Raw genomic sequence first — 26,749 nt, forward strand, 5'->3', positions numbered from 1 at the left:
GGCTTGCCGGCAGTGACGACATTCAAATCGCCACCGCCGGCAAACCGGACTGCTACGGGAAGATCAACGGCTTATAAAGGCGATCAAACCCCAGCCTGGGCCCCTTCGAACCACTTCAGCTTGTCCCGCAACGTCACCACTTCCCCCACGATCACCAGCGTCGGCGCATGCACTTCATGCTCGGCAACCAGCTGCGGCAGGTTGGCCAGCGTGCCGGTGAAGACGCGCTGATTGGAGGTAGTGCCCTGCTGGATCAGAGCCGCCGGGGTATCGGCAGAACGACCGTGCTTGATCAGTTCGCTGCAGATGATCGGCAAGCCAATCAGCCCCATGTAAAACACCAGGGTCTGGGCAGGTGAAACCAGATCTTTCCAAGGCAGATCACTGGTGCCGTCTTTCAGGTGCCCCGTCACAAAACGCACAGACTGCGCGTAGTCGCGATGCGTCAGCGGAATCCCGGCGTAAGCCGCGCAACCGCTGGCAGCGGTAATGCCGGGCACCACTTGAAACGGAATCCCGTGAGCAGCCAGCTCTTCGATCTCTTCGCCACCGCGACCGAAGATGAACGGATCGCCGCCCTTGAGCCGCACCACGCGCTTGCCCTGCTTGGCCAAAACAACCAGTTGCTGGTTGATCTGATCCTGCGGCACGGCATGATCGGCGCGCTGCTTGCCGACGTAGATCCGGTCAGCATCGCGACGGCACAACTCAAGAATCGCTGGTGCAACCAGTCGGTCGTACAACACGACGTCCGCTTGCTGCATCAGTCGCAATGCCTTGAACGTCAGCAAATCCGGGTCGCCGGGACCTGCGCCCACCAGATACACCTCGCCGGTGGCGGGAGGCGCTTCGCCGTCGATCTTCGCCTGCAGCAGACGCTCGGCTTCCGCCCCCTGCCCGGCCAGTTGTCGATCGGCAATAGGACCTTGAAACACCTCTTCCCAGAACGCCCGGCGTTGCTGGACATTGGGCAGCAGCTTCTTGACCTGATGACGAAAGCGCGCCGCCAGCCCGGCCAGATGGCCATAGGTCGGTGGAATCCAGCTTTCCATTTTCGCCCGGATCAGACGTGCCAACACCGGCGCATCGCCGCCACTGGACACCGCAATCACCAATGGCGAACGATCAACAATGGCCGGGAATATCACGCTGCACAGCGCAGGCGCATCCACCACGTTGACCGGCACGCAACGCTGGCGAGCATCGGCCGAGACCTGAGCATTGAGCGGTTCGTCATCGGTGGCGGCAATGATCAGCACACAACCGTTCAGATCCGCCTCGCTGTAGCCGCGCAGAATCTGTTCGCCACCGCTGCTGCCGATCAGCTCGCGCAGTTCTGTTCCGATCTCGGGTGCAACCACCCGCAGAACAGCACCGGCGTCGGCCAGCAGACGAGACTTGCGCAAGGCAATCTCGCCGCCGCCCACCACCAAGACTCGGGCGCCCCGAAGGTTGTGGAACAGTGGCAGGAATTCCATTTAGCCGATGACCTCGATGCCGCCCATCCACGGCTTGAGCACTTCCGGAACCCGGATCGAGCCGTCGGCCTGTTGGTAGTTTTCCAGCACAGCCACCAGGGTACGACCGACCGCCAGTCCCGAACCGTTCAAGGTATGAACCAATTCAGGCTTGCCGGTTTCCGGGTTGCGCCAGCGGGCCTGCATGCGGCGCGCCTGGAAATCGCCGCAGTTGGAGCACGACGAGATTTCACGGTATTTGTCCTGGCTCGGGATCCACACTTCCAGGTCGTAGGTCTTCACGGCGCTGAAGCCCATGTCGCCGGTGCACAGGGCCAGCACGCGATACGGCAGTTCCAGCAATTGCAGAACGCGCTCGGCGTTGCCGGTTAGGCCTTCAAGGGCTTCCATGGATTTCTCCGGCTCGACGATCTGCACCATCTCGACCTTGTCGAACTGGTGCTGACGGATCATGCCGCGCGTGTCACGGCCCGACGCGCCCGCTTCACTGCGGAAGCACGGGGTGTGAGCGACGAACTTCAATGGCAGCTGTTTGGCGTCGAGGATCTCGCCGGAGACGATGTTGGTCAGCGACACTTCGGCCGTCGGGATCAGGTACAGATCGGCTTCGCCTTCGCGAGCGATCTTGAACAGGTCTTCCTCGAACTTCGGCAACTGACCCGTGCCCTGCAGGGCAGGCGCCTGAACCAGATAAGGCGTGTAGGCCTCTTCGTAGCCGTGCTCATTGATGTGCAAGGTGATCATGAACTGCGCCAGTGCACGGTGCAGACGGGCAATCGGGCCGCGCAAAAGAGCGAAACGCGCGCCGGACAGCTTGGCGGCGGTTTCGAAGTCCAGCCAGCCAAACTTCTCGCCCAACGCGACGTGATCCTTGACCTCGAAGTCGAACGAGGCTGGCGTGCCCCATTTGCGCACTTCGACGTTCTCTTCTTCGTCGGCACCGACCGGCACCGACTCGTGCGGCAGGTTCGGCATGCTCAGCAGCATGGCGTCGAGTTCGGACTGAATGCCGTCCAGCTCTTTCTTGCCGGTGCTCAGCTCTTCGGCCATGCGGTCGATGTCCGCCATCAACGGCGCGATGTCTTCGCCACGCTGTTTGGCCTGGCCAATGGATTTGGAACGGGCGTTACGCTCGGCCTGAAGCTGCTCAGTGCGGGTCTGCACAGTCTTGCGCTGGTTTTCCAGCGCTTCGAGGCGGGTCACGTCCAGTGTGAAACCACGGGAAGCCAGGCGATCCGCTACGTCCTGAAGCTGGGTACGTAACAGTTTGGAATCGAGCATATCGTTCTCTCGTTTAAAGAATTCGGGTCTATTAAATTCGGGTCAGCGACAGGCCAGCCCAGGTCGCGAGCAGCCCGCCAAGTACGCTGATCAAGGCGTAACCAATGGCCAATGGAGCCTGACCGCTCTCCAGCAGACGAATCGTGTCCAGCGAAAACGACGAAAATGTCGTCAGACCACCTAAAAAGCCCACCATCAAGCCAGCGCGCAACTCGATCGGCACATCCGGGCGAATCAGGAACAGCCCGTATAACAAGCCGATCAGCAGGCACCCCACCAGATTGACGGCCAGCGTTGCGGTGTAGAAATAGCGTGGCCAGTTCGCAGCGACAACGTTAGCCGTGGCAAAGCGCAATAATGTACCAGCCACGCCCCCGGCGGACACGGCAAGAATCAACTGAATCACTATTTTCTCCGCTGACGGGTGCTGGCGCGATCAAGCGCCGCCAGATGTTTGAGTTTTTCGCCGATTTTCAGCTCAAGGCCTCGCGGCACCGGCTGGTAATACTGACGCGGTTCGAGTTCGTCCGGGAAGTAGTCTTCCCCGGCGGCATAGGCGTCCGGCTCGTCATGGGCATAGCGGTATTCCTCGCCGTAACCCAGCTGTTTCATAAGCTTGGTCGGAGCGTTGCGCAGGTGCAACGGCACTTCGAGCGAGCCGTGTTCGGTGGCCTCGCGCATTGCCATCTTGAAGCCCATGTACACCGCGTTGCTCTTGGGTGCACAGGCCAGATAAACGATGGCCTGGGCCACGGCCAGTTCGCCTTCCGGGCTGCCGAGACGTTCCTGCACATCCCACGCCGACATGCACAGCGGTAGCGCACGCGGGTCGGCATTGCCGATGTCTTCACTGGCCATGCGCACGACGCGTCGGGCCAGGTACAGCGGATCGCAGCCGCCGTCGATCATCCGCGCAAACCAGTACAGCGCGGCATCAGGGTTGGAACCTCGAATGGATTTGTGCAGCGCGGAAATCTGGTCGTAGAACGCCTCTCCACCCTTGTCGAAGCGGCGACGGCTGTCGCCCAGCAGACTCTGCAGCAACTCGGGTTCGATTTCGCTGCCGTCTTCGGCCAGATCCGAAGCGTTTTCCAGCAGGTTGAGCATGCGTCGGCCGTCACCATCGGCAGCGGCCAGCAATGTCTTGAAGGCCTCATCACCCAATGAGAGATGACGATTGCCCAGACCTCGTTCTTCGGTCAGCGCGCGATCGACAAGCTGACGCAAAGCCGTCTCATCGAGGCTTTTCAGCACGTAAACCCGGGCCCGGGATAGCAAGGCGTTGTTCAGTTCGAACGAAGGGTTTTCGGTGGTCGCGCCGATGAAGATCAGCGTGCCGTCTTCGACGTAGGGCAGAAACGCATCCTGCTGCGACTTGTTAAAGCGATGCACTTCGTCGACGAACAGGATCGTGCGGCGACCGTACTGACCTGCCTGCTGCTTGGCGACCTCGACCGCCTGACGTATTTCTTTCACACCCGCCAGCACCGCAGACACGGTTTCGAAGTGCGCATCGGAGACCTTCGCCAGCAACCGCGCCAGCGTGGTTTTGCCAACGCCGGGCGGGCCCCAGAAAATCATCGAGTGCAGCGCACCCTGCTCCAGCGCTTCACGCAGGGGCTTGCCGTGGGCGAGCAGGTGTTGCTGGCCGACGTACTCATCCAGATTGGTCGCACGCAGGCGTGCCGCCAGGGGCTGAGCAATCGGTTCACTGCTGAACAGGTCCATTGACGACGTTAGTGCCTCTTATTCCTGAATGACGTCAGCGCCCTTCGGGATATCGAACTTGAATTTGCTCGCCGCGACAGGCTCGTTGGCCTTGACGCCGGTGAACAGGATATTGGTGCGCTGCCCAACGCTGTCGATCAACTGCATGTCGTTGATCATGCCGTTGCGGAACGACAGACGCAGGTTGTCGAACAGGGTGTCCTTGGACTTGGGCTTGAGCACGAAGTCGATCACGCCGCCGGCTTCCTTGGCGGTGATGTCGAAGCTCTCGCTGATTTTCGACACGTCGCCCGACAGCAGCAACGCGGGGGTCTGAGTCAGGCGCTGATCCAGGGTCTTGATGGTGACCTGCTCCAGGTCCGGGTCCCACAAAGTGACCTTCTTGCCATCGGAAACCATCGTCTGCTCTTGAGGGGCATTGGTGTGCCAGTAGAACAGGCCAGGACGCTGCAGGGTCATTTCACCCGAAGTTTCCTGCAGCTGGGTACCGCCGCCGTCCAGGGTGAGCTGGGAAAAGTTGCCGCTGAGGGTCTTCGAGTTTTCCAGCAGTTGAGTCAGGCGCGCCACGTCCTTGCTGTCGGCGTAGGCCGGGATAGCGGAAAAAGCCAGTGCAGATACCAACAACATGCGGATAAGACGCATGGGAGTCCTCTTTGAGTTGGGTTAAGGCCCGATGGCGCCCTCAGGCGCCATCGGGACTTGCGACGGACAAAGTGTCAGTCACGCATGGGGGCTGGCGCAATCACTTCCCGCGAGCCGTTGGTGTTCATCGCGGTCACGACGCCCGCCATTTCCATGGCCTCGATCATGCGCGCGGCACGGTTGTAGCCGATCTTCAGTTTGCGTTGTACCGCAGAGATCGAAGCGCGGCGGCTTTCCAGCACGAAGTTGACGGCCTCGTCATACAGCGCGTCGGTTTCGCTGTCGTCACCATCGCCACCGCCGCCGCCACCTTCGAAGCCGCTGCCGGCCTCTTCGACGCCGTTGAGGATGTCGTCGTTGTATTGCGGCGTGCCACGCAGTTTCCACGCCTCGACCACGCGATGGACCTCGTCGTCGGACACGAAAGCGCCGTGAACCCGGATCGGCAGGCTGGTGCCAGGCGGCATGTAAAGCATGTCACCGTGACCCAGCAGTTGTTCAGCGCCGCCTTGGTCGATGATGGTCCGGGAGTCGATCTTGCTCGACACCTGGAACGCCATACGGGTCGGGATGTTGGCCTTGATCAGACCGGTAATCACGTCCACCGAAGGGCGCTGGGTCGCGAGAATCAGGTGGATACCCGCCGCACGGGCCTTCTGCGCGATACGGGCGATCAGCTCTTCGACCTTCTTGCCGACGATCATCATCATGTCGGCGAATTCGTCCACTACCACGACGATGGTTGGCAGCTTGGTCAGCAGCGGCGCCTCATCGTGAATGCTTTCGCGGTGGTAGAGCGGATCGGACAGCGGCGTACCGGCGTCTTCGGCCTCTTTGACCTTGTGGTTGAAGCCCGACAGGTTACGCACCCCCATCTTGGCCATCAGCTTGTAGCGACGTTCCATCTCGGCCACCGACCAACGCAGGGCGTTGGCGGCGTCTTTCATGTCGGTCACCACCGGGCACAGCAAGTGCGGGATGCCTTCGTAGATCGACAGCTCGAGCATTTTCGGGTCGATCATGATCAGCTTGGCGTCTTCCGGACCGGACTTGAACAGGATCGACAGGATCATCGCGTTCACACCCACCGACTTACCGGAACCGGTGGTACCGGCCACCAGCAAGTGCGGCATCTTGGCAAGGTCGGTGATGATCGGCTTGCCGCCGATGTCGTGACCCAGGGCCAGAGTGACCGGCGATTTGAAGTTGTCGTATTCCGGGGTCGACAGCACTTCGGAGAAGCGCACGATCTGCCGGTCTTCGTTAGGGATCTCGATACCGACGGTGGTCTTGCCGGGAATGACCTCGACCACACGCACGCTGGTCACGGCCAGAGAACGGGCAAGGTCTTTGGCCAGGTTGGCGATACGGCTGACCTTGACGCCAGCGGCCGGCTGAATTTCGTAGCGGGTAATCACCGGGCCGGGATGGATCGAGTCCACCGTGACCTCGACGCCGAATTCCTTGAGCTTGATCTCCAGCAAGTGACCCACTGCGGCAAGGGATTCAGGCGAATAGTTGAGCTGCTTTTTCTCTGCCGGGTCGAGAATCGAGATCGGCGGCAGTGTGCCTTCCACGGCGCTGTCGACGAACAACGGCGCCTGTTTTTCCTTCTGCACGCGCTTGCTCGGCTCCGGCGGTCTGGCCGGGGCCGGAGCGATAACGGCAGGAATGTGTTTTTCGCGGGCAGTCATGTGCTCGGTCAGCACCTGTTCACGCTCGATCAGACGTTCCTTGGCCTTGGCCTGCTCGCGCCGGTCAGGCGCAACGGGTGCCACGACTTCATCGATACGCATGTCGACTTCACGCAACTGGGCAACCATCTGCTTGCGTTCGTTGCGCGCAGTCCACCAACGGTTGATCGCGCTCTGGAACAGTTCGAACAGGTCGAGGGTGATCTTGCCCGTGGTGTCCATGACCTTGAACCACGACAGATCGGTGAATACCGTGAGCCCGAACAAAAACAGCGCGATGAACAGCAACGTGCTGCCCTGAACGTTCAGCGCGCGCTTGGCCAGATCGCCGAGCACCTCGCCCAGCACGCCGCCCGCCGAACCCGGCAGGCCCGAAGCGGAATGGAAATGCAGATGCGCCAGCGCGGCGCCAGCGAGAATCAGGAAGACCAGGCCGATCATGCGCCAGGAGAACAGCCAGCCGCTCCATTGCCATGGCTCATGCCGCTGACGGAACACCTGGTAAGCCTTGACCCCGAGCAATAGCGGGAAGATGTAAGCGAAGTAGCCGAGCACCATGAACAGGATGTCAGCGGAGAATGCGCCCGCGCGACCTGCGGCGTTTTGCACCTGCATGGAGCTGCTGGTATGACTCCAGCCCGGATCGCCCTGATCGTAGGTCAGCAGGGCCATCATCAGGTACAGGCACAGAAAGCCGAATGCGATCAGCGCACCTTCCTTGAGTCGGTAGTGCAAATGCTGCCGCCAGAGCGGAACGGGGCTGGGTGCTGCGGTGGATTTCTTCAAAACGCTTCAATTCCTGCGCGCAAGCGCGAACATCTGATGGTTGACTATAAACGACTGCATTGACGAAACAGGTCTGATCGTTTCCTGATACGACAACGTTGAATACACGCTCGACAGGTGACTGGAAATGAGGTTAAACAACATCGGGCATTGTACGGATTTGCACGCTGCACGCCACGATAGTCTGGCGTGGACCTTGCAGATCTTCAAGCGTCGATGACAACAGCCGATTTGAGCATGCATTTTCTTTGCTGACAAAGGCTTATGAGGTGTTTTTCCCGTACCACACAACTGTCCAATGGCCATGCCTTGAATGAAACGATCAAATCTGCCGAATTTCCCACAATGCAGCGTCGGTCAACCGCGTGTGACCGCGTTCACGGTTCGGAGTTGCACGCAGCCCCATCACTCCCCTCCCCTCTCGTAAAGACTGAACGCCAATGCTGACCTGGTTACAACGCCACAATCTCGATTTTCCGCCGCTGGAAAAAGCCATGCGCGAGCCCAACGGGCTACTGGCCGCAGGCGGCGATCTTTCCGCCGATCGGCTGGTTCAAGCCTATCGTCATGGATGTTTCCCCTGGTATCAGCAGGGGCAGCCCATTCTCTGGTGGTCGCCGGATCCGCGCACGGTGCTGTTCCCTGACGAACTGCATGTCTCACGCAGCCTGGCCAAAGTCTTGCGCCAGCAGCGCTATCGCGTCACTTTCGACCAGGAATTTGCGGCAGTCATACGCGCCTGCTCCGAGCCCCGGGTCTACGCCGACGGGACCTGGATCACGGATTCCATGCAGGCGGCTTATGTAGAACTGCATGCACGAGGCCATGCGCACAGCGTCGAGGTCTGGGAAGGCGACGAACTGGTGGGCGGGCTGTACGGTTTGGCCATGGGTCAGCTGTTTTTCGGGGAGTCGATGTTCAGTCGCGCCGACAATGCCTCCAAGGTCGGCTTCGCCACGCTTGTCGACCACCTCAAGGCCTGGGGCTTCGTCCTGATCGATTGTCAGATGCCGACGCAACACCTGCAAAGCTTCGGCGCCCGCTCAATTGAGCGGAAAATCTTTGCCGATTACCTGAGCAATCATCTGGATCAGAGCAATTGCGCCGACTGGTTACCTAGGCGAGTTTGATTCGCCTGGCATACACTCTTAACTAAAGTTTTTCTCGAGGGTTGATCATGACCGAGCTGGCGCGGCTTAAGTTTTATGCCACTCAACCCCACTCCTGCAGCTACCTGCCCGAGGAACAAGCCACTACGCTGTTTCTCGATCCCAGCCAGCCGATGGATGTGCAGGTCTACGCCGACCTTTCCGATATGGGGTTCCGTCGCAGCGGCGATCATCTTTATCGCCCGCACTGCCAGAATTGCAGCGCGTGTGTGCCTGCGCGGATTCCGGTAGGACTTTTCGAACCCGACCGCCAGCAGAAACGCATCTTCAAGAAAAACGCCGACATCGAAGTCACCAGCACCAAGCCGCATTTCAGCGAGGAGTACTTCGATCTGTACCAACGCTACATCGAACAGCGCCACGCCGATGGCGACATGTTCCCGCCCAGTCGCGATCAGTTTTCGACGTTTCTCGTCCGCGACCTGCCGTTTTCCCGCTTCTATGAATTCAGGGTTGACGGGCGTCTGCTCGCGGTCGCCGTCACCGACCTGCTGCCCAACGGCTTGTCGGCGGTCTACACCTTCTACGAGCCGGCAGAAGAAAAGCGCAGCCTGGGACGCTATGCGATCCTCTGGCAAATCGCCGAAGCCGCACGCCTGCAGCTGCACGCGGTATACCTGGGTTACTGGATCAAGAACTGCAAAAAGATGAACTACAAGACTCAATATCGCCCCATCGAGCTGCTGACCAACCAAAGATGGGTCACTCTTTACTGAACCCCTTGGCTTAAACCCCATTTTTCGGGCACAATGCAGCCCGCTTTTGCCTGGCTGCCGTTTGCACCGGGCCATTCATTGGATACCGAGGGCTTTACTGCATGTCGAAAGAAGACAGCTTCGAAATGGAAGGCACTGTCGTCGACACCCTGCCCAACACCATGTTCCGTGTGGAGTTGGAAAATGGGCACGTCGTAACCGCGCACATCTCCGGCAAGATGCGCAAGAACTACATTCGTATTCTTACCGGCGATAAGGTCCGCGTTGAGCTGACGCCCTACGACTTGAGCAAAGGGCGCATCACTTACCGCGCCCGCTAACAGGTCTTAACAAAAACGCCCGGCTCATGCCGGGCGTTTTTGTTTGTGCATTCATTGGGCGAATTGGCCACTTTAGCAGCACGGCTTGCTGGCGGTGGCGTCTTCGGAACCGCTACCGCCGGCAAGCCGGGCTGCTACAGGGGGTCGCGAATCGCAGCCAACAAAAAAGCGCCCGAAGGCGCCTTTTTGCTTTGTAGCGAAGAAACGTCAGGCCATTTCCGCCGTGGTTTCGTAATCGAACGTGATCTCGCCATCCTTGTAGTCGATGTGTACCACACCGCCATGCTCGGACAACTCGCCGAAGAGGATTTCTTCTGCAAGGGGACGCTTGATCTTGTCCTGAATCAGACGCGCCATTGGTCGCGCGCCCATTGCCGCATCGTAACCGCCTTCCGCCAGGTAGCTTCTGGCTGCGTCGCTGACTTCAAGCAGCACACGCTTGTCTTCCAATTGCGCCTGCAGTTCGGTGAGGAACTTGTCCACCACGCTTTTGATAACCTCATGGCTGAGGCGACCAAACTGAATGATGGTGTCCAGACGGTTGCGGAATTCCGGCGTGAAGCTCTTCTTGATGACTTCCATCGCGTCGGACGAGTGGTCCTGGTGAGTGAAGCCGATTGAAGCGCGCGCTGCGGTTTCGGCACCGGCGTTGGTGGTCATGATCACGATCACATTGCGGAAGTCCGCCTTGCGGCCGTTGTTGTCGGTCAGGGTACCGTGATCCATGACCTGCAGCAGCAGGTTGAAGACTTCCGGATGCGCTTTTTCGATCTCATCGAGCAGCAATACGCAGTGTGGCTGCTTGGTGATGGCTTCGGTCAGCAGACCGCCCTGATCGAACCCGACATAACCTGGAGGCGCACCGATCAGACGCGATACGGTGTGACGCTCCATGTATTCGGACATGTCGAAACGCACCAGCTCGATGCCCAACGCCTTGGCCAACTGACGCGCGGCCTCGGTCTTACCCACACCGGTAGGCCCTGCGAACAGGAACGAACCGACAGGCTTGTCGGGTGACTTTAGCCCGGCACGAGACAGCTTGATCGCTGTCGACAACGAATCGATCGCCGCGTCCTGACCGAACACGGTCAGCTTGAGATCGCGCTCCAGATTACGCAGCAATTCCTTGTCGGAGCTGTTGACATGCTTTGGCGGAATCCGCGCAATTTTCGCGACGATGTCTTCGACCTGCGGCACTTCGATGCGCTTGACGCGCAACTCGACCGGCTGCAGCCGCTGATAGGCACCTGCCTCGTCGATCACGTCGATGGCCTTGTCCGGCATGTGGCGATCGTTGATGTAACGCGACGCCAGTTCAGCAGCGGCACGCAGGGCTTCATCGCTGTATTCGATGTTGTGATGCTGTTCGAACCGGCCTTTCAGGCCACGCAAAATACCGATGGTGTCTTCGACGGATGGCTCGGACACGTCGACTTTCTGGAAGCGACGGGCCAGCGCACGGTCTTTCTCGAAGATGCCGCGGAACTCCTGAAACGTGGTCGACCCGATGCAACGGATATCACCCGAAGACAACAGTGGTTTGAGCAGGTTAGAGGCATCCATTACCCCGCCCGACGCAGCACCGGCACCAATGATGGTGTGGATTTCGTCAATGAACAGGATCGCATGGGGACGTTTTTTCAGCTCACCGAGCAGCGCCTTGAAGCGCTTTTCGAAATCGCCGCGGTATTTGGTACCGGCCAGCAGCGCTCCGAGGTCCAGGGAATAGACCACGCTGTTCGCCAGCAGATCAGGCACCTGATTGTCGACGATACGCTTGGCCAGGCCTTCGGCGATGGCGGTTTTACCCACACCCGCCTCGCCCACCAGCAAAGGGTTGTTTTTACGACGGCGCGCGAGAATCTGAGCCACACGCTCGACTTCCAGCTCACGGCCGACCAGAGGATCGATGCGGCCCTGACGGGCCAGTTCATTCAGGTTGCTGGCATAGGCATCCAGAGGATTGCCCGAAGAAGAAGACTCGCCGCCCTCATCATCCTGCATATCTTGCTCACCTTCAGAGTGATCGCCATGCCCCGGCACCTTGGAAATACCGTGGGCGATATAGTTGACGACATCGATGCGGGCAACGCTCTGCTGCTTGAGCAGAAACACTGCCTGACTTTCCTGCTCACTGAAAATCGCCACCAGAACGTTTGCGCCGGTGACTTCACGCTTACCGGAACTCTGCACATGGAACACGGCACGCTGGAGCACGCGCTGGAAGCCCAGGGTTGGCTGGGTCTCGCGATCCTCATCATGAACAGGGATCAGCGGCGTGGTGGAGTCGATGAACTCCTGAAGGTCGTGTTTGAGTTTGTCGAGGTTTGCGCCGCAGGCACGCAGAACAGTGGCGGCAGCCTCATTGTCCAATAGGGCCAGCAGAAGGTGCTCGACGGTCATGAACTCATGACGCTTCGAACGGGCCTCCTTGAAAGCCAAATTGAGGGTGACTTCGAGCTCACGGTTTAACATAGCTTCACCTCATACCCAAGTGTCCGGCGTTAACCGTCCTTCTCGATCTCACAGAGTAGCGGATGCTGGCTTTCCCTGGCGTATTGGTTGACCTGCATTGCCTTGGTCTCGGCGATGTCGCGGGTAAACAATCCGCATACTGCCCGTCCCTCTGTATGGACGGCCAGCATGACCTTGGTCGCCAGCTCACGATTCAGGTTGAAAAACACCTCGAGCACTTCGACAACGAAATCCATCGGGGTGTAGTCATCGTTGAACAAAACCACCTTGTACATCGGTGGCACCTGCAATGTCGGCTTGGCTTCCTGTACAGCGATGCCCGCCGCGTCGTCCTCATGGGATTGCGGATCATCCTGATTGAATGTTAGTCGAATCTTGCTGATTGCATGCATGGTAAAGAAGGTTCACAGGGGACGAAATTGAAATAAGTAGTCGCCGTCATACCGGTTTTCAACTGGACCGCTGCTTGACCTTGACTAACGGCTAAACGGTGTTACAAACAATAGAACCCACATTGGGTAAAAAGGGTCCGCGCAGTCAACCAAAATTTTTTAGGTCCGGCGGATGAGAGGTGATGATACTCCCATCGGAGTCCTTTGCAGAGGGATGTGACTATGCTAAGCGGTAAGGTCAAGTGGTTTAACAACGCCAAGGGGTATGGCTTCATCGTTGAAGATGGCAAGAACGAGGACCTGTTTGCTCATTACTCGGCGATCACGATGGAGGGTTACAAAACCCTCAAAGCCGGGCAGCCGGTCAACTTCGAGATCATCCAGGGTCCCAAAGGCTTGCACGCGGTCAATATTAACGGGTCTCAAACCGCATCCAAAGAAACGGCTCATCAGCACGACCAGCAACACGATCACAGCAAAGATCACGCCTGAGCCGGACCGTTCAAGCGCGAGACCTGAAAAGCCGGTCAGCCCATTTCTGGGATGACCGGTTTTTTTTCGCACGGGATTTTTGACGTTCTGACTACATGTGAGAAATCAAGGCATCACCGAAGGCCGACGAAGACAGTAATTTGGCTCCGTCCATCAGTCGTTCAAAATCGTAGGTCACGGTCTTCGCCGAAATCGCCCCGTTGGTGCCTTTGATGATCAAGTCCGCGGCTTCGGTCCAGCCCATGTGACGGAGCATCATTTCGGCAGAAAGAATCAGCGAGCCAGGGTTGACCTGATCCTTGCCGGCGTATTTCGGCGCGGTACCGTGGGTCGCTTCGAACATCGCCACGGTATCGGAAAGGTTGGCCCCCGGCGCGATACCAATCCCGCCCACCTCCGCCGCCAGCGCGTCAGAGAGGTAGTCGCCGTTCAGGTTGAGCGTGGCGATCACGTCGTATTCGGCCGGGCGTAACAGGATCTGCTGCAGCATGGCGTCGGCGATGGCGTCCTTGACGATCACATTCTTGCCGGTTTTCGGGTTCTTGAACTGCATCCACGGGCCGCCGTCCAGCAGCGTCGCGCCAAACTCCTCCCCCGCCACCTCATAGGCCCACTCTTTAAAGGCGCCTTCAGTGAACTTCATGATGTTGCCCTTGTGGACGATGGTCAGCGAATCGCGATCGTTATCCACTACATACTGAAGGGCTTTGCGTGCCAAACGCCGGGTGCCTTCTCTCGACACCGGTTTGACGCCGATCCCGCAATCCTGATCGAAGCGGATCTTGGTCACGCCCATCTCTTCCTTGAGAAACTTGATGACCTTGGTTGCTTCGGGGGAACCGGCTTTCCACTCGATACCGGCGTAGATGTCCTCGGAGTTCTCACGGAAGATGGTCATGTCCACATCGCCCGGCTTTTTCACAGGGCTCGGCACGCCTTCGAACCAACGCACAGGGCGCAGGCACACATATAGGTCGAGTTGCTGACGCAGCGCCACGTTGAGCGAGCGAATACCGCCTCCCACGGGCGTGGTCAGCGGCCCCTTGATCGAGACCACGTAATCCTTCACTGCATCCAGGGTTTCCTGGGGCAGCCAGGTGTCCTGGTCGTAAACCTGCGTCGCCTTCTCGCCGGCATAAACCTCCATCCAGGAGATTTTACGTTTGCCGTCGTAAGCCTTTTCCACTGCGGCGTCGACCACCTTGATCATCACCGGGCTGATGTCCACGCCAATGCCGTCACCCTCGATGTACGGGATGATCGGATTGTCCGGCACGTTGAGCGAATGATCGGCGTTCACCGTGATCTTCTCGCCCGTCGCTGGCACCTTGATCTTCTGGTATCCCATGCTTGTCTCCGCCTGTTCTTGTTATTGAGAGCTGTGGTTGTGCGCGCTCAACGAGCGTAGACCACCCGAACAGGCTCCGGAACAAATGCTCCTTTAGTCGAAAACTGACTTGATATTCATCTGTCCGACAGCGCCTGCCCAAGACTGCGACAGGTTGACGCAGGCCGCGTGAGACGGGGGCTTGGCGGTTTTCGAGGTTTTTCGGGAGGGCGACCAACGGCGCAAAACCAGCCGGCGCGGTCGCCAAGCGTTCACACTACTATCGTAGTAATGGCCGGGACCGGTGATATACTCGCGCCGGTGACCACTGGGTCATTGGGGGCCGAGCCATCTTAAAGCCCTCGACAGGCTGGACCGTTACCGCAGCCCAGCTGCTTGATGCTCGACTGATCTACCCCATATCACGCGACGAAATTCTCGACTTTCGGCTCATCGATACTTTGGGCGAAAGTGCCTACCCTGCGCATCTCGAAATTTTGTGTACGCTCAGCAAAGAAGAGAGTTATCCCGAAAATGTCCAACCGCTCGAAGATCATCTATACCTTCACCGACGAAGCGCCAGCCCTCGCCACCTACTCACTCCTTCCTATCATCGAAGCGTTCACCGCCTCCGCTGATATCGCCGTTGAAACCCGCGACATCTCTCTTGCAGCCCGTATCCTGGCCAGCTTCCCCGAGCAGCTGGGCGACAAGAAGGTTTCCGACGATCTGGCAGAGCTGGGTGAACTGGCGACCACGCCGGAAGCCAACATCATCAAGCTGCCGAACATCAGCGCCTCGGTTCCACAACTGAAGGCCGCGATCAAGGAACTGCAAGCCAAGGGCTACAACGTCCCGAACTACCCGGACGAAGTCGTTACCGACGCCGACAAGGCCGCCCGTGCTGGCTACGACAAGGTAAAAGGCAGTGCTGTGAACCCGGTTCTGCGTGAAGGTAACTCTGATCGCCGCGCGCCGCTGTCGGTAAAGAACTACGCTCGCAAGCACCCGCACAAGATGGGCGCCTGGGCTTCTGACTCCAAGTCCCACGTTGCCCACATGGACAACGGCGACTTCTACGGCAGCGAAAAATCCTCGCTGATCGAAACTGCCGGCGCCGTGAAGATCGAACTGATCGGCAAAGACGGCAGCACCACTGTACTGAAGGACAAGACTTCGGTCCTGGCCGGTGAAGTGATCGACTGCGCCGTCATGAGCAAGAAAGCCCTGCGCGCTTTCGTCGCCAAGGAAATCGAAGACGCCAAGAAACTGGGCGTACTGTTCTCCGTTCACCTGAAAGCCACCATGATGAAGGTCTCCGACCCGATCATGTTCGGCGAGTTCGTCGCCGAGTACTACCAGGACGCCCTGAGCAAGCACGCTGAAGTCCTGAAAGAAATCGGTTTCAACCTGCACAACGGTATCGGCGACCTGTACGCCCGCATCAAGGATCTGCCAGCCGACCAGCAAGCGCAGATCGAAGCGGACGTCAAAGCCGTTTACGCGACCCGCCCTCCTCTGGCGATGGTCAACTCCGACAAGGGCATCACCAACCTGCACGTACCGAGCGACGTCATCGTCGACGCCTCGATGCCTGCGATGATTCGTGACTCCGGCAAGATGTGGAACAACGACGGCGTCCTGCAGGACACCAAGGCCGTGATCCCGGATCGCTGCTACGCCACCATCTATCAGGCTGTCATCGAAGACTGCAAGAAGCACGGCGCCTTCGATCCGACCACCATGGGCAGCGTGCCGAACGTTGGCCTGATGGCGCAGAAAGCCGAAGAGTACGGTTCGCACAACAAGACTTTCCAGATTGAAACCGACGGTGTTGTCCGTGTAACCGACGACAAAGGTCAGGTTCTGATGGAACAGACCGTCGAAGCCGGCGACATCTGGCGCATGTGCCAGACCAAAGACGCGCCGATCCAGGACTGGGTCAAACTGGCCGTCAACCGTTCGCGCCTGAGCAACACCCCGGCCATCTTCTGGCTGGACCCTGAGCGTGCTCACGACGCAGTGATGATCAAGAAGGTCGAGAAGTACCTGAAGGATCACGACACCAACGGTCTGGACATCACCATCAAGTCGCCGGTCGAGGCGATGAAGGTTTCCCTGGAGCGTATCCGCGCGGGCAAGGACACCATTTCGGTGACCGGTAACGTGCTGCGTGACTACCTGACCGACCTGTTCCCGATCATGGAACTGGGCACAAGCGCCAAGATGCTGTCGATCGTTCCGCTGATGAATGGCGGCGGTCTGTTCGAAACCGGCGCTGGCGGTTCGGCTCCAAAGCACGTTCAGCAGCTCAACGAAGAGAACTTCCTGCGCTGGGACTCGCTGGGCGAATTCCTGGCACTGGCCGCGTCGCTGGAGCATCTGGGCAACGTCTACAACAACCCTAAAGCTTTGGTACTTGCCACTGCCCTGGACAAGGCTACCGGCCAGTTCCTGGACAACAACAAGTCGCCATCGCGCAAGGTTGGCGGTATCGACAACCGCGGTAGCCACTTCTATCTGGCCACCTACTGGGCCCAGGCCCTGGCTGCCCAGACCGAAGATACCGCGCTTCAAGCCAAGTTCACCGAACTGGCCAAGACCCTGACCGACAACGAAGCGACCATCGTTGCCGAGCTCAATGCCGTGCAGGGCAAGCCACTGGATATCGGCGGTTACTACTTCGCCACTCCGGAGCTGGCCAGCAAAGCCATGCGCCCTAGCGCCACCTTGAACAACGCCATCAACGCGTTGAAGTAAGGTTTGCCAGGTCGGCGGTTCATCCCGCCGAACGCATCATGAAAACCCCGGCCAAGTGCCGGGGTTTTCTATTAGGAATACCTTCATCACACGGCTTGAACGCAATCTCTGTGGGAGCTGCCGGAGGTTACGACGGTGGCGAAAGCGGTTTGCCTGACACACCGCATCGCTGCCGTCTTAACCTGCTATGTCTCCCACAGAAACTGCGTCGGACATGAAATTTCAGCCGCACCCTGTTTACAGGGGAATTTGAGGAGATACCCAGTGACCTGGCAACCCCACATCACCGTCGCAACCATCGTCGAAGACAACGGCCGCTTTCTGTTCGTCGAGGAATCGAAAAACAACAAACTCGTCCTCAACCAGCCTGCCGGCCATCTGGAAGCCAACGAAACCCTGCGTGAAGCCGCCATACGCGAAACGCTGGAGGAGACCGGCTGGGACGTTGAACTGACCGGTGTGGTCGGCATTTACCTGTACACCGCGCCGAGCAACGGTGTGACTTACCAGCGGGTGTGCTTTGCAGCGAAGGCGACAAAGCACCATCCCGAGCGCGAACTGGACACCGGCATCGTGGGCGCGCCGTGGTTCACGCGAGACGAGTTGGCCAGCCAACCCGAGCGCTGGCGCAGCCACCTGGTGCTGGAGTGCGTTGACGACTACCTCGCCGGGCCCGTCCACAGCCTGGATGTGGTGCGCGACTGATGCGCGCAACTGAATAGCTTTTAGCCTTGGCGTCGAGTCCCTGATAGAATCGCGTCCTTTTCCAAGCTACCCATCGAATTCCTATGTCTGATTCAGCCTTTTCCGATACAGAAAAGAAGCGCGTCATTGTCGGCATGTCCGGCGGCGTGGATTCTTCGGTCTCCGCCCTTCTGCTCATGGAGCAGGGGTATCAGGTGGAAGGCCTGTTCATGAAGAACTGGGAAGAAGACGACGGAACGGAATACTGCACCGCCATGGACGACCTCGCGGACGCCCAGGCCGTGTGCGACCGGATCGGTATCAAGCTGCACACCGTGAACTTCGCCGCCGAATACTGGGATAACGTCTTCGAGCACTTCCTCGAAGAATACAAAGCCGGTCGCACGCCGAACCCGGACATCCTGTGCAACCGCGAGATCAAGTTCAAAGCCTTCCTCGACTACGCCTTCATGCTCGGCGCCGACCTGATCGCCACCGGTCATTACGTGCGTCGTCGCGATATCGATGGCCGCACCGAGCTGCTCAAGGGCCTGGACCCGAACAAGGATCAGAGCTATTTCCTGCACGCCGTGGCAGGTGAACAGATCGCCAAGACCCTGTTCCCGGTCGGCGAACTGGAAAAGCCCGAAGTGCGCGCGATTGCCGAAAAGTACCAGTTGGCGACGGCAAAAAAGAAAGACTCCACCGGTATCTGCTTCATTGGCGAGCGTCGTTTTACCGACTTCCTCAAGCAGTACCTGCCTGCGCAGCCCGGCGAGATCAAGACCACCGAGGGTGAAGTCATTGGCCGCCACGCGGGCCTGATGTACCACACCATCGGCCAGCGTCAGGGCCTGGGCATCGGCGGCCTGAAGGACGCCGGCGACGAGCCGTGGTATGTGCTGGAAAAAGACCTGACCAACAACGTGCTGATCGTCGGCCAAGGTAATGAACACCCATGGTTGTTCTCCCGCGCCCTGCTGGCTTCGGAAATCTACTGGGTCAACCCGATCGACCTGAGCAGCCCGCGCCAGCTGACTGCCAAGGTACGCTATCGCCAGGGCGATCAGAGCTGCACGCTTGAACACACTGAAACCGGTTACCGTGCCACCTTCGACGAGCCGCAACGCGCTGTGACGCCCGGCCAGTCTGTTGTGTTCTACGACGGCGAAATCTGCCTCGGCGGTGGCGTCATTGAAATCGCCGAACCCTGGCACAGCAAGGACGCTCGTTGATGAGTCCGATTCAAGAGCAACTCACCGCGCTGGGCGGCGTGTTTCAGGCGGCCGTGCTGGTGGATCGCATCGCCAAGACCGGCCAGGCCAGCGAAGCAGCAGTGGGTTGCCTGCTCGGCGGCCTGCTGGTGATGGACCCCAAGGACACGCTGGACGTGTTCGGTGGTGACGACCTGAACCTGCGCGAGGGCTATCGCGCCCTCGCCAGTGCCCTTGAGCGCGACCCAGGCACCTTGCAGCGCGAGCCTTTGCGCTACGCCCTGGCGATGCTGGGTCTTGAGCGTCAGCTGTCCAAGCGCGACGACATGCTCGAAACCATCGGCAAGCGACTGCCGCAGATCAAGTCTCAGGTCGAACACTTCGGTATCGTTCACGAGAACGTGATCGCCGCCAGCGGTGCGCTCTATCAAGACACCTTGAGTACCTTGCGCCAGCGGATTCAGGTCCACGGCGACATGCGCAACCTGCAACAACCGAACAACGCCTCGAAAATCCGCGCCCTGCTCCTGGCCGGTATTCGCTGCGCGCGACTTTGGCGACAAGTGGGCGGTCACCGCTGGCAACTGGTCATCAGCCGTCGCAAGTTATTGAAAGAACTGTATCCCTTGCTGCACGGCTGATCGCCGAGCGCGGCGGAACAGCGCATTTACCCGACACAGCGCGATCCATCTCGGTCAACCGGCCTCGGCTGAACCGAATTTTCATGTATGATACGCGCCCCTTTTCGTTGCCCGACTGTCCGAGAACACCCCATGCAGCTTTCTTCGCTCACTGCGGTTTCCCCTGTAGACGGCCGCTACGCCGGCAAAACCCAGGCCCTGCGCCCTGTTTTCAGCGAATACGGCCTGATCCGTTTCCGCGCCCTCGTCGAAGTCCGCTGGCTCCAGCGCCTGGCGGCTCACCCGCAAATTCCTGAAGTCCCGGCATTCTCCGCCGAAGCCAACGCCATTCTCGACGCGCTGGCCGATGACTTCGCCGTGGAACACGCCGAGCGCGTGAAAGAGATCGAGCGCACCACCAACCACGACGTCAAGGCGATCGAATACCTGCTCAAGGAGCAGGCCGCCAAGTTGCCGGAACTGGCCAAGGTCAGCGAATTCATCCACTTCGCCTGCACCAGTGAAGACATCAACAACCTGTCCCACGCGCTGATGCTGCGTGAGGGCCGCGACACCGTGCTGCTGCCGCTGATGCGTCAGATCGCCGAATCCATCCGCGAACTGGCGATCCGCTTCGCCGCGGTGCCGATGCTGTCGCGCACCCACGGTCAGCCTGCTTCGCCGACCACTTTGGGCAAAGAGCTGGCGAACGTCGTCTACCGTCTGGAGCGTCAGATCGCTCAGGTCGCCGTCGTTCCGCTGCTGGGCAAGATCAACGGCGCCGTTGGCAACTACAACGCCCACCTGTCGGCCTACCCGGACATCGACTGGGAAGCCAATGCCCGCGCTTTCATCGAAGACGAGCTGGGCCTGGGCTTCAACCCGTACACCACGCAGATCGAGCCGCACGACTACATTGCCGAGCTGTTCGACGCGATCGCCCGTTACAACACCATCCTGATCGATTTCGACCGCGATATCTGGGGCTACATCTCCCTGGGTTACTTCAAGCAGAAGACCGTCGCTGGCGAAATCGGCTCCTCGACCATGCCGCACAAGGTCAACCCGATCGACTTCGAAAACTCCGAAGGCAACCTGGGTATCGCCAACGCGCTATTCCAGCACCTGGCGAGCAAGCTGCCGATCTCCCGCTGGCAGCGCGACCTGACCGACTCCACCGTATTGCGCAACCTCGGCGTGGGCTTCGCTCACAGCGTGATTGCCTACGAGGCGAGCCTCAAAGGTATCGGCAAGCTGGAGCTGAACGAACAGAAGATCGCCGCCGATCTGGACGCTTGCTGGGAAGTCCTGGCTGAGCCGATCCAGACCGTAATGCGCCGCTACGACATCGAGAACCCGTACGAGAAGCTGAAAGAACTGACTCGCGGCAAGGGCATCAGTCCTGAAGCGCTGCAGACTTTCATCGACGGTCTGGACATGCCTGCCGAAGCGAAGGCCGAGCTGAAAAAGCTGACACCGGCTAACTACATCGGCAATGCCGTGGCTCAAGCCAAGCGCATCTGATAGCACCGTACACGCTCTAAGCGCCCGGCTGAGCCGGGCGTTTTTATTCCAGTCTGAAAAATACGTTTTTTCAATAGGTTACACATGAATCCTGATATTCCTGTTCAGCTGCTAGGCGGCATCACGGCGCGCGAGTTCCTGCGTGATTACTGGCAGAAAAAACCCCTGCTGATCCGCCAGGCCATTCCGGATTTCGAAAGCCCGATCGACCCTGACGAACTGGCCGGCCTGGCACTGGAAGAGGAAGTCGAGTCGCGCCTGATCATCGAAAACGGCGTTCGCCCTTGGGAAATGCGTCGCGGCCCGTTCGCCGAAGACGAGTTCAGCAAGCTGCCGGAAACCGAGTGGACACTGCTGGTTCAGGCAGTGGATCAGTTCGTCCCGGAAGTCGCCGAGCTGCTGGAAAACTTCCGTTTTCTGCCGAGTTGGCGCATCGATGACGTGATGATCAGCTACGCAGCGCCAGGTGGCAGCGTCGGCCCGCACTTCGACAACTACGACGTCTTCCTGCTGCAAGGCCATGGCAAGCGCCACTGGAAAATCGGCCAGATGTGCGACACCGACAGCCCGCTGCTGGAGCACGCCGACCTGCGCATCCTCGCCGACTTCCAGGGCAGCGATGAATGGACGCTCGAGCCGGGCGACATGCTGTATCTGCCGCCTCGCCTGGCTCACTGGGGTGTAGCCGTGGACGACTGCCTGACCTATTCCGTCGGCTTCCGCGCACCGAGCGCCGCTGAAGTGCTGACCCACTTCACCGACTTCCTCAGCCAGTTCATGTCCGACGAAGAGCGCTACACCGACGCCGATGCCCAGCCGGTCAGCGACCCGCACCAGATTCAACGCGACGCCCTCGACCGCCTTAAGGCATTGCTGGCCGAGCACATGGGCGACGAACGCCTGCTGTTGACCTGGTTCGGCCAGTTCATGACCGAACCACGCTACCCGGAACTGGTGACAGGCCCGGAGCTGGACGACGCCGAACTGCTCGACAGCCTCGAACAGGGCGCGATCCTGATTCGCAACCCGAGCGCGCGCCTGGCCTGGTCAGAAGTGGACGAAGACCTGCTGCTGTTCGCCAGCGGTCAAAGCCGCTTGCTGCCCGGTCGTCTGCGCGAACTGTTGAAACTGGTCTGTGCGGCCGATGCACTGCATATGGATAATCTGGGCCAATGGCTGGCAGATGAAGATGGTCGCGACCTGCTCTGTGAGCTGGTCAAACAAGGAAGTCTGGGGTTTGCTGATGAATAAGATCCGTGTACGGGTAGCCGACTGGCAGAAAGATAACGCCGACATCCGGCGCATTCGCGAAGCCGTGTTCATCGCCGAGCAATCGGTACCGCCCGAACTGGAATGGGACGCTGAAGACGCAGGTGCCCTGCACTTCCTGGCACTGGAAGGTGACTATCCGATCGGCACCGCGCGCTTGCTGCCGGACGGTGAAATCGGTCGCCTGTCGGTACTCAAGGATTGGCGCGGGCTCAACGTCGGTGATGCACTGCTCAAGGCGGTGATCACCGAGGCGGAAAACCGTGATTTGAAGGAACAGAAACTCAGCGCTCAGGTGTACGCCACCGCGTTCTATGAGCGTTTTGATTTCACCGTGGTCAGCGAAGAGTTCCTCGAAGCCGGCCTGCCCCACGTCGACATGGTGCGCAACTCGCGCTGAACCGCCATCAACGCGCATAGCGAACGCCCCGGTGGTCTTGCCTCAGCGACTATGCTGAAACGAGAACACCGGGGCGTTCTGCTGTATGCGATTCAATTTGGGCCTGTCCAGGCCGACAAACTGGCGAGCTGTTACCTTATAAACCTTGACGCCTTGATGCCCCCTCCCGCGGAGATCACACCGATGTCGTTACGTACCCTGCTCGCTTCAGTGCTGTTGGCTTGCAGCTTTACGGCCGTTGCCGCCACCGAAGTCATTCCCCTCAACTACCGCACCAGCGACGACGTAATACCTGCCGTGAAGTCATTCCTGGGCAACGAAGGCAGCGTCAACGCCTACGGCAACAAACTGATCGTCAATGCAGAGCCAGGCAAGATCGACGAATTGCGCGACTTTCTGGCCCAGCTCGACACGGCCCCCAAGCGCCTGTTGATCAGCGTGGACACCAGCGACAACAGCATTCAAAGCGATCAGGGCTATTCCGTGAACGGCACCGTGCGCTCGCAAAATGGCAACGTCAGCGCCAACGGCCAGACACGCATCATCAACTACGGCACCGCCAGCCGCGACGGCGGCGTCCAGCAGGTTCAGGCCAACGAGGGCACTCCGGCGCTGATTCAAGTGGGCCAGAGCGTGCCCATCACCGACGTACAGACCGATTCCTACGGCTATGCGCAGACCAACACTCAATACCGCAACGTGACCCGCGGCTTCTACGTGACAGCCAGTGTTACCGGCGACATCGTCCACCTGAGCATCAGCACCAACAACGACCGCATGAGCCATCAACGCGCCGACGCGATCAAGGTGCAAAGCACGGACACCCAAGTCAGTGGCCGTCTCGGCGAGTGGATCACCCTGGCAAGCGTCAGCGATCAGTCTCGTGCCGACGAACAAGGCATCGCGCGACGTTATTCCACTCAAGGTCGTGATGACATGACCTTGCGCGTAAAAGTCGACAGCCTCGATTGAACCCACATCAACGCCCCACTGTGTAGCAATCCGGCTTGACGGCGGTGACGCATCAAGATCGCCACCATCGGCAAGCCATGCTGCCGCAGACGTCCCCACACCCGCTGGCCAAACAAATGATGTAGTGCCAGATTTTCCACTACATAGCCCCTCCCTGTCCGTGACCGCCCAGTCCTGTAGCGGCTTTGCGGTATCAGTACCTTCGAGCCCGAAACTGACTGACGGGTCGTATTAGACAAAAAATGTAGTACAGCAAAATAAGCACTACAAAATGTTTGACGAGGCAAAAATGTCGAGGCATGATGGCCTCGCTCCCACTGATTGGAGGTTTTTTGCAAAAAGCCTCAGAATCGTGCTCGAACTCAACCAGATTGAGCATATTCGCGTCTTTTCCGCCCAAAAGGCAGCGTCATCGCATCACCATCGTGACCGCGAAAAATACCCAGGTTTGAACGCAATGCTTTCCGATTCAGTGAGCAGCCATAAGTGCGCCCTTGAGAAACCCCAGGCACCGGCTGGACAAGAGCTTTCACCTCAAGACCCACAAGACAATGCGACGAGGTTTACCCCATGGCACTGACACGCGAACAACAAATTGCAGCCATCGAGAAAGACTGGGCCGAGAATCCACGCTGGAAAGGCGTGACCCGCACCTACTCCGCTGCTGACGTCGTCCGCCTGCGTGGCTCGATCCAGCCTGAACACACGTTTGCCAAACTGGGCGCTGAAAAGCTGTGGAATCTGGTCACTCAGGGCGCCAAGCCGTCCTTCCGTCCCGACAAGGATTTCGTCAATTGCATGGGTGCCCTGACCGGCGGCCAGGCCGTTCAACAGGTCAAGGCCGGCATCCAGGCAATCTACCTGTCTGGCTGGCAAGTCGCCGCGGACAACAACTCCGCCGAGTCGATGTACCCAGACCAGTCGCTGTACCCGGTGGATTCGGTTCCAACCGTGGTCAAGCGCATCAACAACTCGTTCCGTCGCGCTGACCAGATCCAGTGGAAAGCCGGCAAAAATCCGGGCGACGAAGGCTACATCGACTACTTCGCACCGATCGTGGCTGACGCTGAAGCAGGCTTCGGCGGCGTACTGAACGCCTATGAACTGATGAAGAGCATGATCGAGGCAGGCGCTGCCGGCGTGCACTTCGAAGACCAACTGGCCTCGGTGAAAAAATGCGGTCACATGGGCGGCAAGGTTCTGGTGCCGACCCAGGAAGCCGTTCAGAAGCTGGTGGCTGCGCGTCTGGCGGCTGACGTCGCTGGCGTACCGACCATTATTCTGGCCCGTACGGACGCCAACGCGGCAGACCTTCTGACCTCGGATTGCGATCCATACGATCAGCCGTTCGTAACAGGCACTCGTACTCCGGAAGGTTTCTATAAAGTGCGCGCCGGTCTGGACCAGGCCATCGCTCGCGGCCTGGCCTATGCGCCATACGCCGACCTGATCTGGTGCGAAACCGCCAAGCCGGATCTGGACGAAGCGCGTCGCTTCGCTGAAGCGATCAAGAAGGAATACCCGGACCAGCTGCTGTCGTACAACTGCTCGCCATCGTTCAACTGGAAAAAGAACCTGGACGACGCAACCATCGCCAAATTCCAGCGCGAGCTGTCGGCAATGGGCTACAAGCACCAGTTCATCACCCTGGCGGGTATCCACAACATGTGGCACAGCATGTTCAACCTGGCGCACGACTACGCCCGCAACGACATGACCGCCTACGTGAAGCTGCAAGAGCAGGAGTTCGCCGACGCGGCCAAGGGCTACACATTCGTGGCGCACCAACAGGAAGTCGGCACCGGCTACTTCGACGACATGACCACCGTGATTCAGGGTGGCAAGTCCTCGGTCACCGCCCTGACCGGCTCCACCGAAGAAGAGCAATTTCACTGAGTCCTGTGATTTCAGCTCCAGACAAGGCCGCCTTCGGGCGGCCTTTGTCATCGCGCATTTAATAACCTACATATTCAGTCAACTATTCGCCGATAGACGTCTCGAATCGACCCACGAAAGTTAATTAATCCTGCTGCCTAATTACTCTTCATTTGACGCCCGCTGTAATGCCAACTTCGTCACTTTCCCGTGACATGAGCAAAACCCTCTTTCAAATGATATTAATTATCATTTAACCCGCATCACTTTCATTACCGAACGCACGAAACATAATTAACGAAAACGGCCGTAATGCCCGTGCGGCGCGGCCCCGCGCACCGAAACCGTGACTTGGCTCATTAATCCTGTGAATAAATTTGATGTAGAAAATTTACTTGCCCTTCTTTTGCACATAAAATCCCGGAATTGATCGCACTGCGACATATCGTCACTGCTTCTACTTCTTTTCAAGCTCAGAGACCTTTGCTCTCTGTTAAGGACTGCCAGCATGCCCGAATCGACAGGTCTGATTGCCCACAACTGGGGCTTCGCCATTTTCCTTTTGGGCGTCATCGGCCTCTGCGCCTTCATGCTCGGTCTCTCCAGCCTGCTCGGTTCCAAAGCCTGGGGCCGCAGCAAAAACGAACCGTTCGAATCCGGCATGCTGCCTACAGGCGGCGCCCGCCTGCGGCTCTCGGCAAAATTCTATCTGGTCGCGATGCTGTTCGTGATTTTCGATATTGAAGCCCTCTTTCTGTACGCCTGGTCTGTGTCCGTCCGCGAAAGCGGCTGGACCGGCTTCGCCGAAGCTCTCGTTTTCATAGCAATTCTGTTGGCAGGTCTTGTCTACCTATGGCGTGTAGGGGCGCTCGATTGGGCTCCCGTAGGTCGTCGTACTCGGCAGGCGAAGCTAAAACAATGAGGCTTT

22 protein-coding genes and 1 pseudogene are annotated in these 26,749 nt (G+C 58.9%); 14 read left to right on the top strand and 9 right to left on the bottom strand.

The annotated features are described in order from the left end of the window. Positions 1–83 precede the first annotated feature (83 nt). From cysG to BWR59_RS19980, 6 genes are all read right to left on the bottom strand, one after another. A complete protein-coding gene (cysG, locus tag BWR59_RS19955) occupies positions 84–1,478 on the bottom strand; it encodes a siroheme synthase CysG (protein WP_081567369.1) in 1,395 nt (464 codons plus the stop codon). Further along, positions 1,479–2,759, bottom strand: a complete 1,281-nt coding sequence (serS, locus tag BWR59_RS19960; protein ID WP_081567370.1) for a serine--tRNA ligase — start codon at positions 2,757–2,759, stop codon at positions 1,479–1,481. It abuts the gene before it with no gap. Positions 2,760–2,790: 31 nt separating this feature from the next. Continuing rightward, entirely contained in the window at positions 2,791–3,165 is a 375-nt protein-coding gene (gene crcB / locus BWR59_RS19965; RefSeq protein ID WP_081567371.1) for a fluoride efflux transporter CrcB, read from the bottom strand. Then, positions 3,165–4,487 carry a replication-associated recombination protein A gene (locus BWR59_RS19970; protein ID WP_081567372.1) on the bottom strand — a complete coding sequence of 441 codons (1,323 nt, stop codon included), beginning with the start codon at positions 4,485–4,487 and terminating at the stop codon, positions 3,165–3,167. The genes crcB and BWR59_RS19970 overlap by 1 nt, the downstream gene beginning before the upstream one ends. Positions 4,488–4,505: 18 nt before the next feature. Then, complete coding sequence (gene lolA, locus BWR59_RS19975) at positions 4,506–5,129, bottom strand: outer membrane lipoprotein chaperone LolA (protein ID WP_081567373.1); 624 nt, start codon at positions 5,127–5,129, stop codon at positions 4,506–4,508. A 74-nt stretch (positions 5,130–5,203) separates the two neighbouring features. Next, on the bottom strand, positions 5,204–7,609 hold the full coding sequence (locus tag BWR59_RS19980; RefSeq protein WP_081567374.1) for a DNA translocase FtsK: 2,406 nt from the start codon (positions 7,607–7,609) through the stop codon (positions 5,204–5,206). 440 nt (positions 7,610–8,049) lie between these two features. Here BWR59_RS19980 and aat point away from each other — a divergent pair, with 440 nt between their 5' ends. The 3 genes from aat to infA all read left to right on the top strand — a co-directional run bounded on the left by aat (position 8,050) and on the right by infA (position 9,814). Beyond that, on the top strand, positions 8,050–8,739 hold the full coding sequence (gene aat / locus BWR59_RS19985; RefSeq protein ID WP_081567375.1) for a leucyl/phenylalanyl-tRNA--protein transferase: 690 nt from the start codon (positions 8,050–8,052) through the stop codon (positions 8,737–8,739). 47 nt (positions 8,740–8,786) lie between these two features. Beyond that, positions 8,787–9,494 carry an arginyltransferase gene (locus BWR59_RS19990; RefSeq protein WP_081567376.1) on the top strand — a complete coding sequence of 236 codons (708 nt, stop codon included), beginning with the start codon at positions 8,787–8,789 and terminating at the stop codon, positions 9,492–9,494. Positions 9,495–9,595: 101 nt separating this feature from the next. Next, entirely contained in the window at positions 9,596–9,814 is a 219-nt protein-coding gene (infA, locus tag BWR59_RS19995) for a translation initiation factor IF-1 (protein ID WP_002553999.1), read from the top strand. A gap of 207 nt (positions 9,815–10,021) precedes the next feature. Here the strand turns inward: infA and clpA are convergent, their stop codons facing one another. Together clpA and clpS are read right to left on the bottom strand one after the other, a co-directional pair. Continuing rightward, complete coding sequence (gene clpA / locus BWR59_RS20000; protein WP_081567377.1) at positions 10,022–12,292, bottom strand: ATP-dependent Clp protease ATP-binding subunit ClpA; 2,271 nt, start codon at positions 12,290–12,292, stop codon at positions 10,022–10,024. Between the two features lie 29 nt (positions 12,293–12,321). Beyond that, positions 12,322–12,684 carry an ATP-dependent Clp protease adapter ClpS gene (gene clpS, locus BWR59_RS20005; RefSeq protein ID WP_074755300.1) on the bottom strand — a complete coding sequence of 121 codons (363 nt, stop codon included), beginning with the start codon at positions 12,682–12,684 and terminating at the stop codon, positions 12,322–12,324. A 222-nt stretch (positions 12,685–12,906) separates the two neighbouring features. On the opposite strand from clpS, the pseudogene cspD reads away from it, so the two are divergent. Next, positions 12,907–13,101: pseudogene (cspD, locus tag BWR59_RS20010) on the top strand (cold shock domain-containing protein CspD); the annotation flags it as partial. 166 nt (positions 13,102–13,267) lie between these two features. Here the strand turns inward: cspD and icd are convergent. Continuing rightward, positions 13,268–14,524, bottom strand: coding sequence for an NADP-dependent isocitrate dehydrogenase (gene icd / locus BWR59_RS20015; protein WP_081567379.1), 1,257 nt, complete (start codon positions 14,522–14,524; stop codon positions 13,268–13,270). 513 nt (positions 14,525–15,037) lie between these two features. Between icd and BWR59_RS20020 the strand changes: the two genes are divergently transcribed. From BWR59_RS20020 to BWR59_RS20065, 10 genes are all read left to right on the top strand, one after another. Next, on the top strand, positions 15,038–17,263 hold the full coding sequence (locus BWR59_RS20020; protein ID WP_081567380.1) for an NADP-dependent isocitrate dehydrogenase: 2,226 nt from the start codon (positions 15,038–15,040) through the stop codon (positions 17,261–17,263). A gap of 264 nt (positions 17,264–17,527) precedes the next feature. Next, the gene (locus BWR59_RS20025) at positions 17,528–17,968 is read left to right on the top strand and encodes an NUDIX hydrolase (protein ID WP_081567381.1); all 441 of its coding nucleotides are present in this window, start codon (positions 17,528–17,530) and stop codon (positions 17,966–17,968) included. An 83-nt stretch (positions 17,969–18,051) separates the two neighbouring features. Continuing rightward, positions 18,052–19,182 carry a tRNA 2-thiouridine(34) synthase MnmA gene (gene mnmA, locus BWR59_RS20030; RefSeq protein ID WP_081567382.1) on the top strand — a complete coding sequence of 377 codons (1,131 nt, stop codon included), beginning with the start codon at positions 18,052–18,054 and terminating at the stop codon, positions 19,180–19,182. Continuing rightward, positions 19,182–19,802 (top strand): high frequency lysogenization protein HflD, encoded by a 621-nt coding sequence (gene hflD / locus BWR59_RS20035; RefSeq protein WP_081567383.1) that lies wholly within the window; start codon positions 19,182–19,184, stop codon positions 19,800–19,802. Before mnmA ends, hflD begins: the two co-directional genes overlap by 1 nt. Positions 19,803–19,934: 132 nt before the next feature. Next, positions 19,935–21,305: an adenylosuccinate lyase gene (gene purB, locus BWR59_RS20040; RefSeq protein WP_081567384.1), complete on the top strand. Its 1,371-nt coding sequence runs from the start codon at positions 19,935–19,937 to the stop codon at positions 21,303–21,305. 84 nt (positions 21,306–21,389) lie between these two features. After that, positions 21,390–22,556 carry a cupin domain-containing protein gene (locus tag BWR59_RS20045; RefSeq protein WP_081567385.1) on the top strand — a complete coding sequence of 389 codons (1,167 nt, stop codon included), beginning with the start codon at positions 21,390–21,392 and terminating at the stop codon, positions 22,554–22,556. Continuing rightward, a complete protein-coding gene (locus BWR59_RS20050) occupies positions 22,549–22,974 on the top strand; it encodes a GNAT family N-acetyltransferase (protein WP_081567386.1) in 426 nt (141 codons plus the stop codon). Before BWR59_RS20045 ends, BWR59_RS20050 begins: the two co-directional genes overlap by 8 nt. Before the next feature lie 183 nt (positions 22,975–23,157). Continuing rightward, positions 23,158–23,946, top strand: coding sequence for a secretin N-terminal domain-containing protein (locus BWR59_RS20055; protein WP_081567387.1), 789 nt, complete (start codon positions 23,158–23,160; stop codon positions 23,944–23,946). A 570-nt stretch (positions 23,947–24,516) separates the two neighbouring features. After that, positions 24,517–25,842, top strand: coding sequence for an isocitrate lyase (gene aceA / locus BWR59_RS20060; RefSeq protein WP_074755322.1), 1,326 nt, complete (start codon positions 24,517–24,519; stop codon positions 25,840–25,842). A gap of 487 nt (positions 25,843–26,329) precedes the next feature. Then, the gene (locus BWR59_RS20065; RefSeq protein WP_081567388.1) at positions 26,330–26,743 is read left to right on the top strand and encodes an NADH-quinone oxidoreductase subunit A; all 414 of its coding nucleotides are present in this window, start codon (positions 26,330–26,332) and stop codon (positions 26,741–26,743) included. The last annotated feature ends 6 nt before the right edge of the window (positions 26,744–26,749 follow it).

This window comes from Pseudomonas sp. Bc-h, from assembly GCF_002080045.1.
GTDB lineage: Bacteria > Pseudomonadota > Gammaproteobacteria > Pseudomonadales > Pseudomonadaceae > Aquipseudomonas.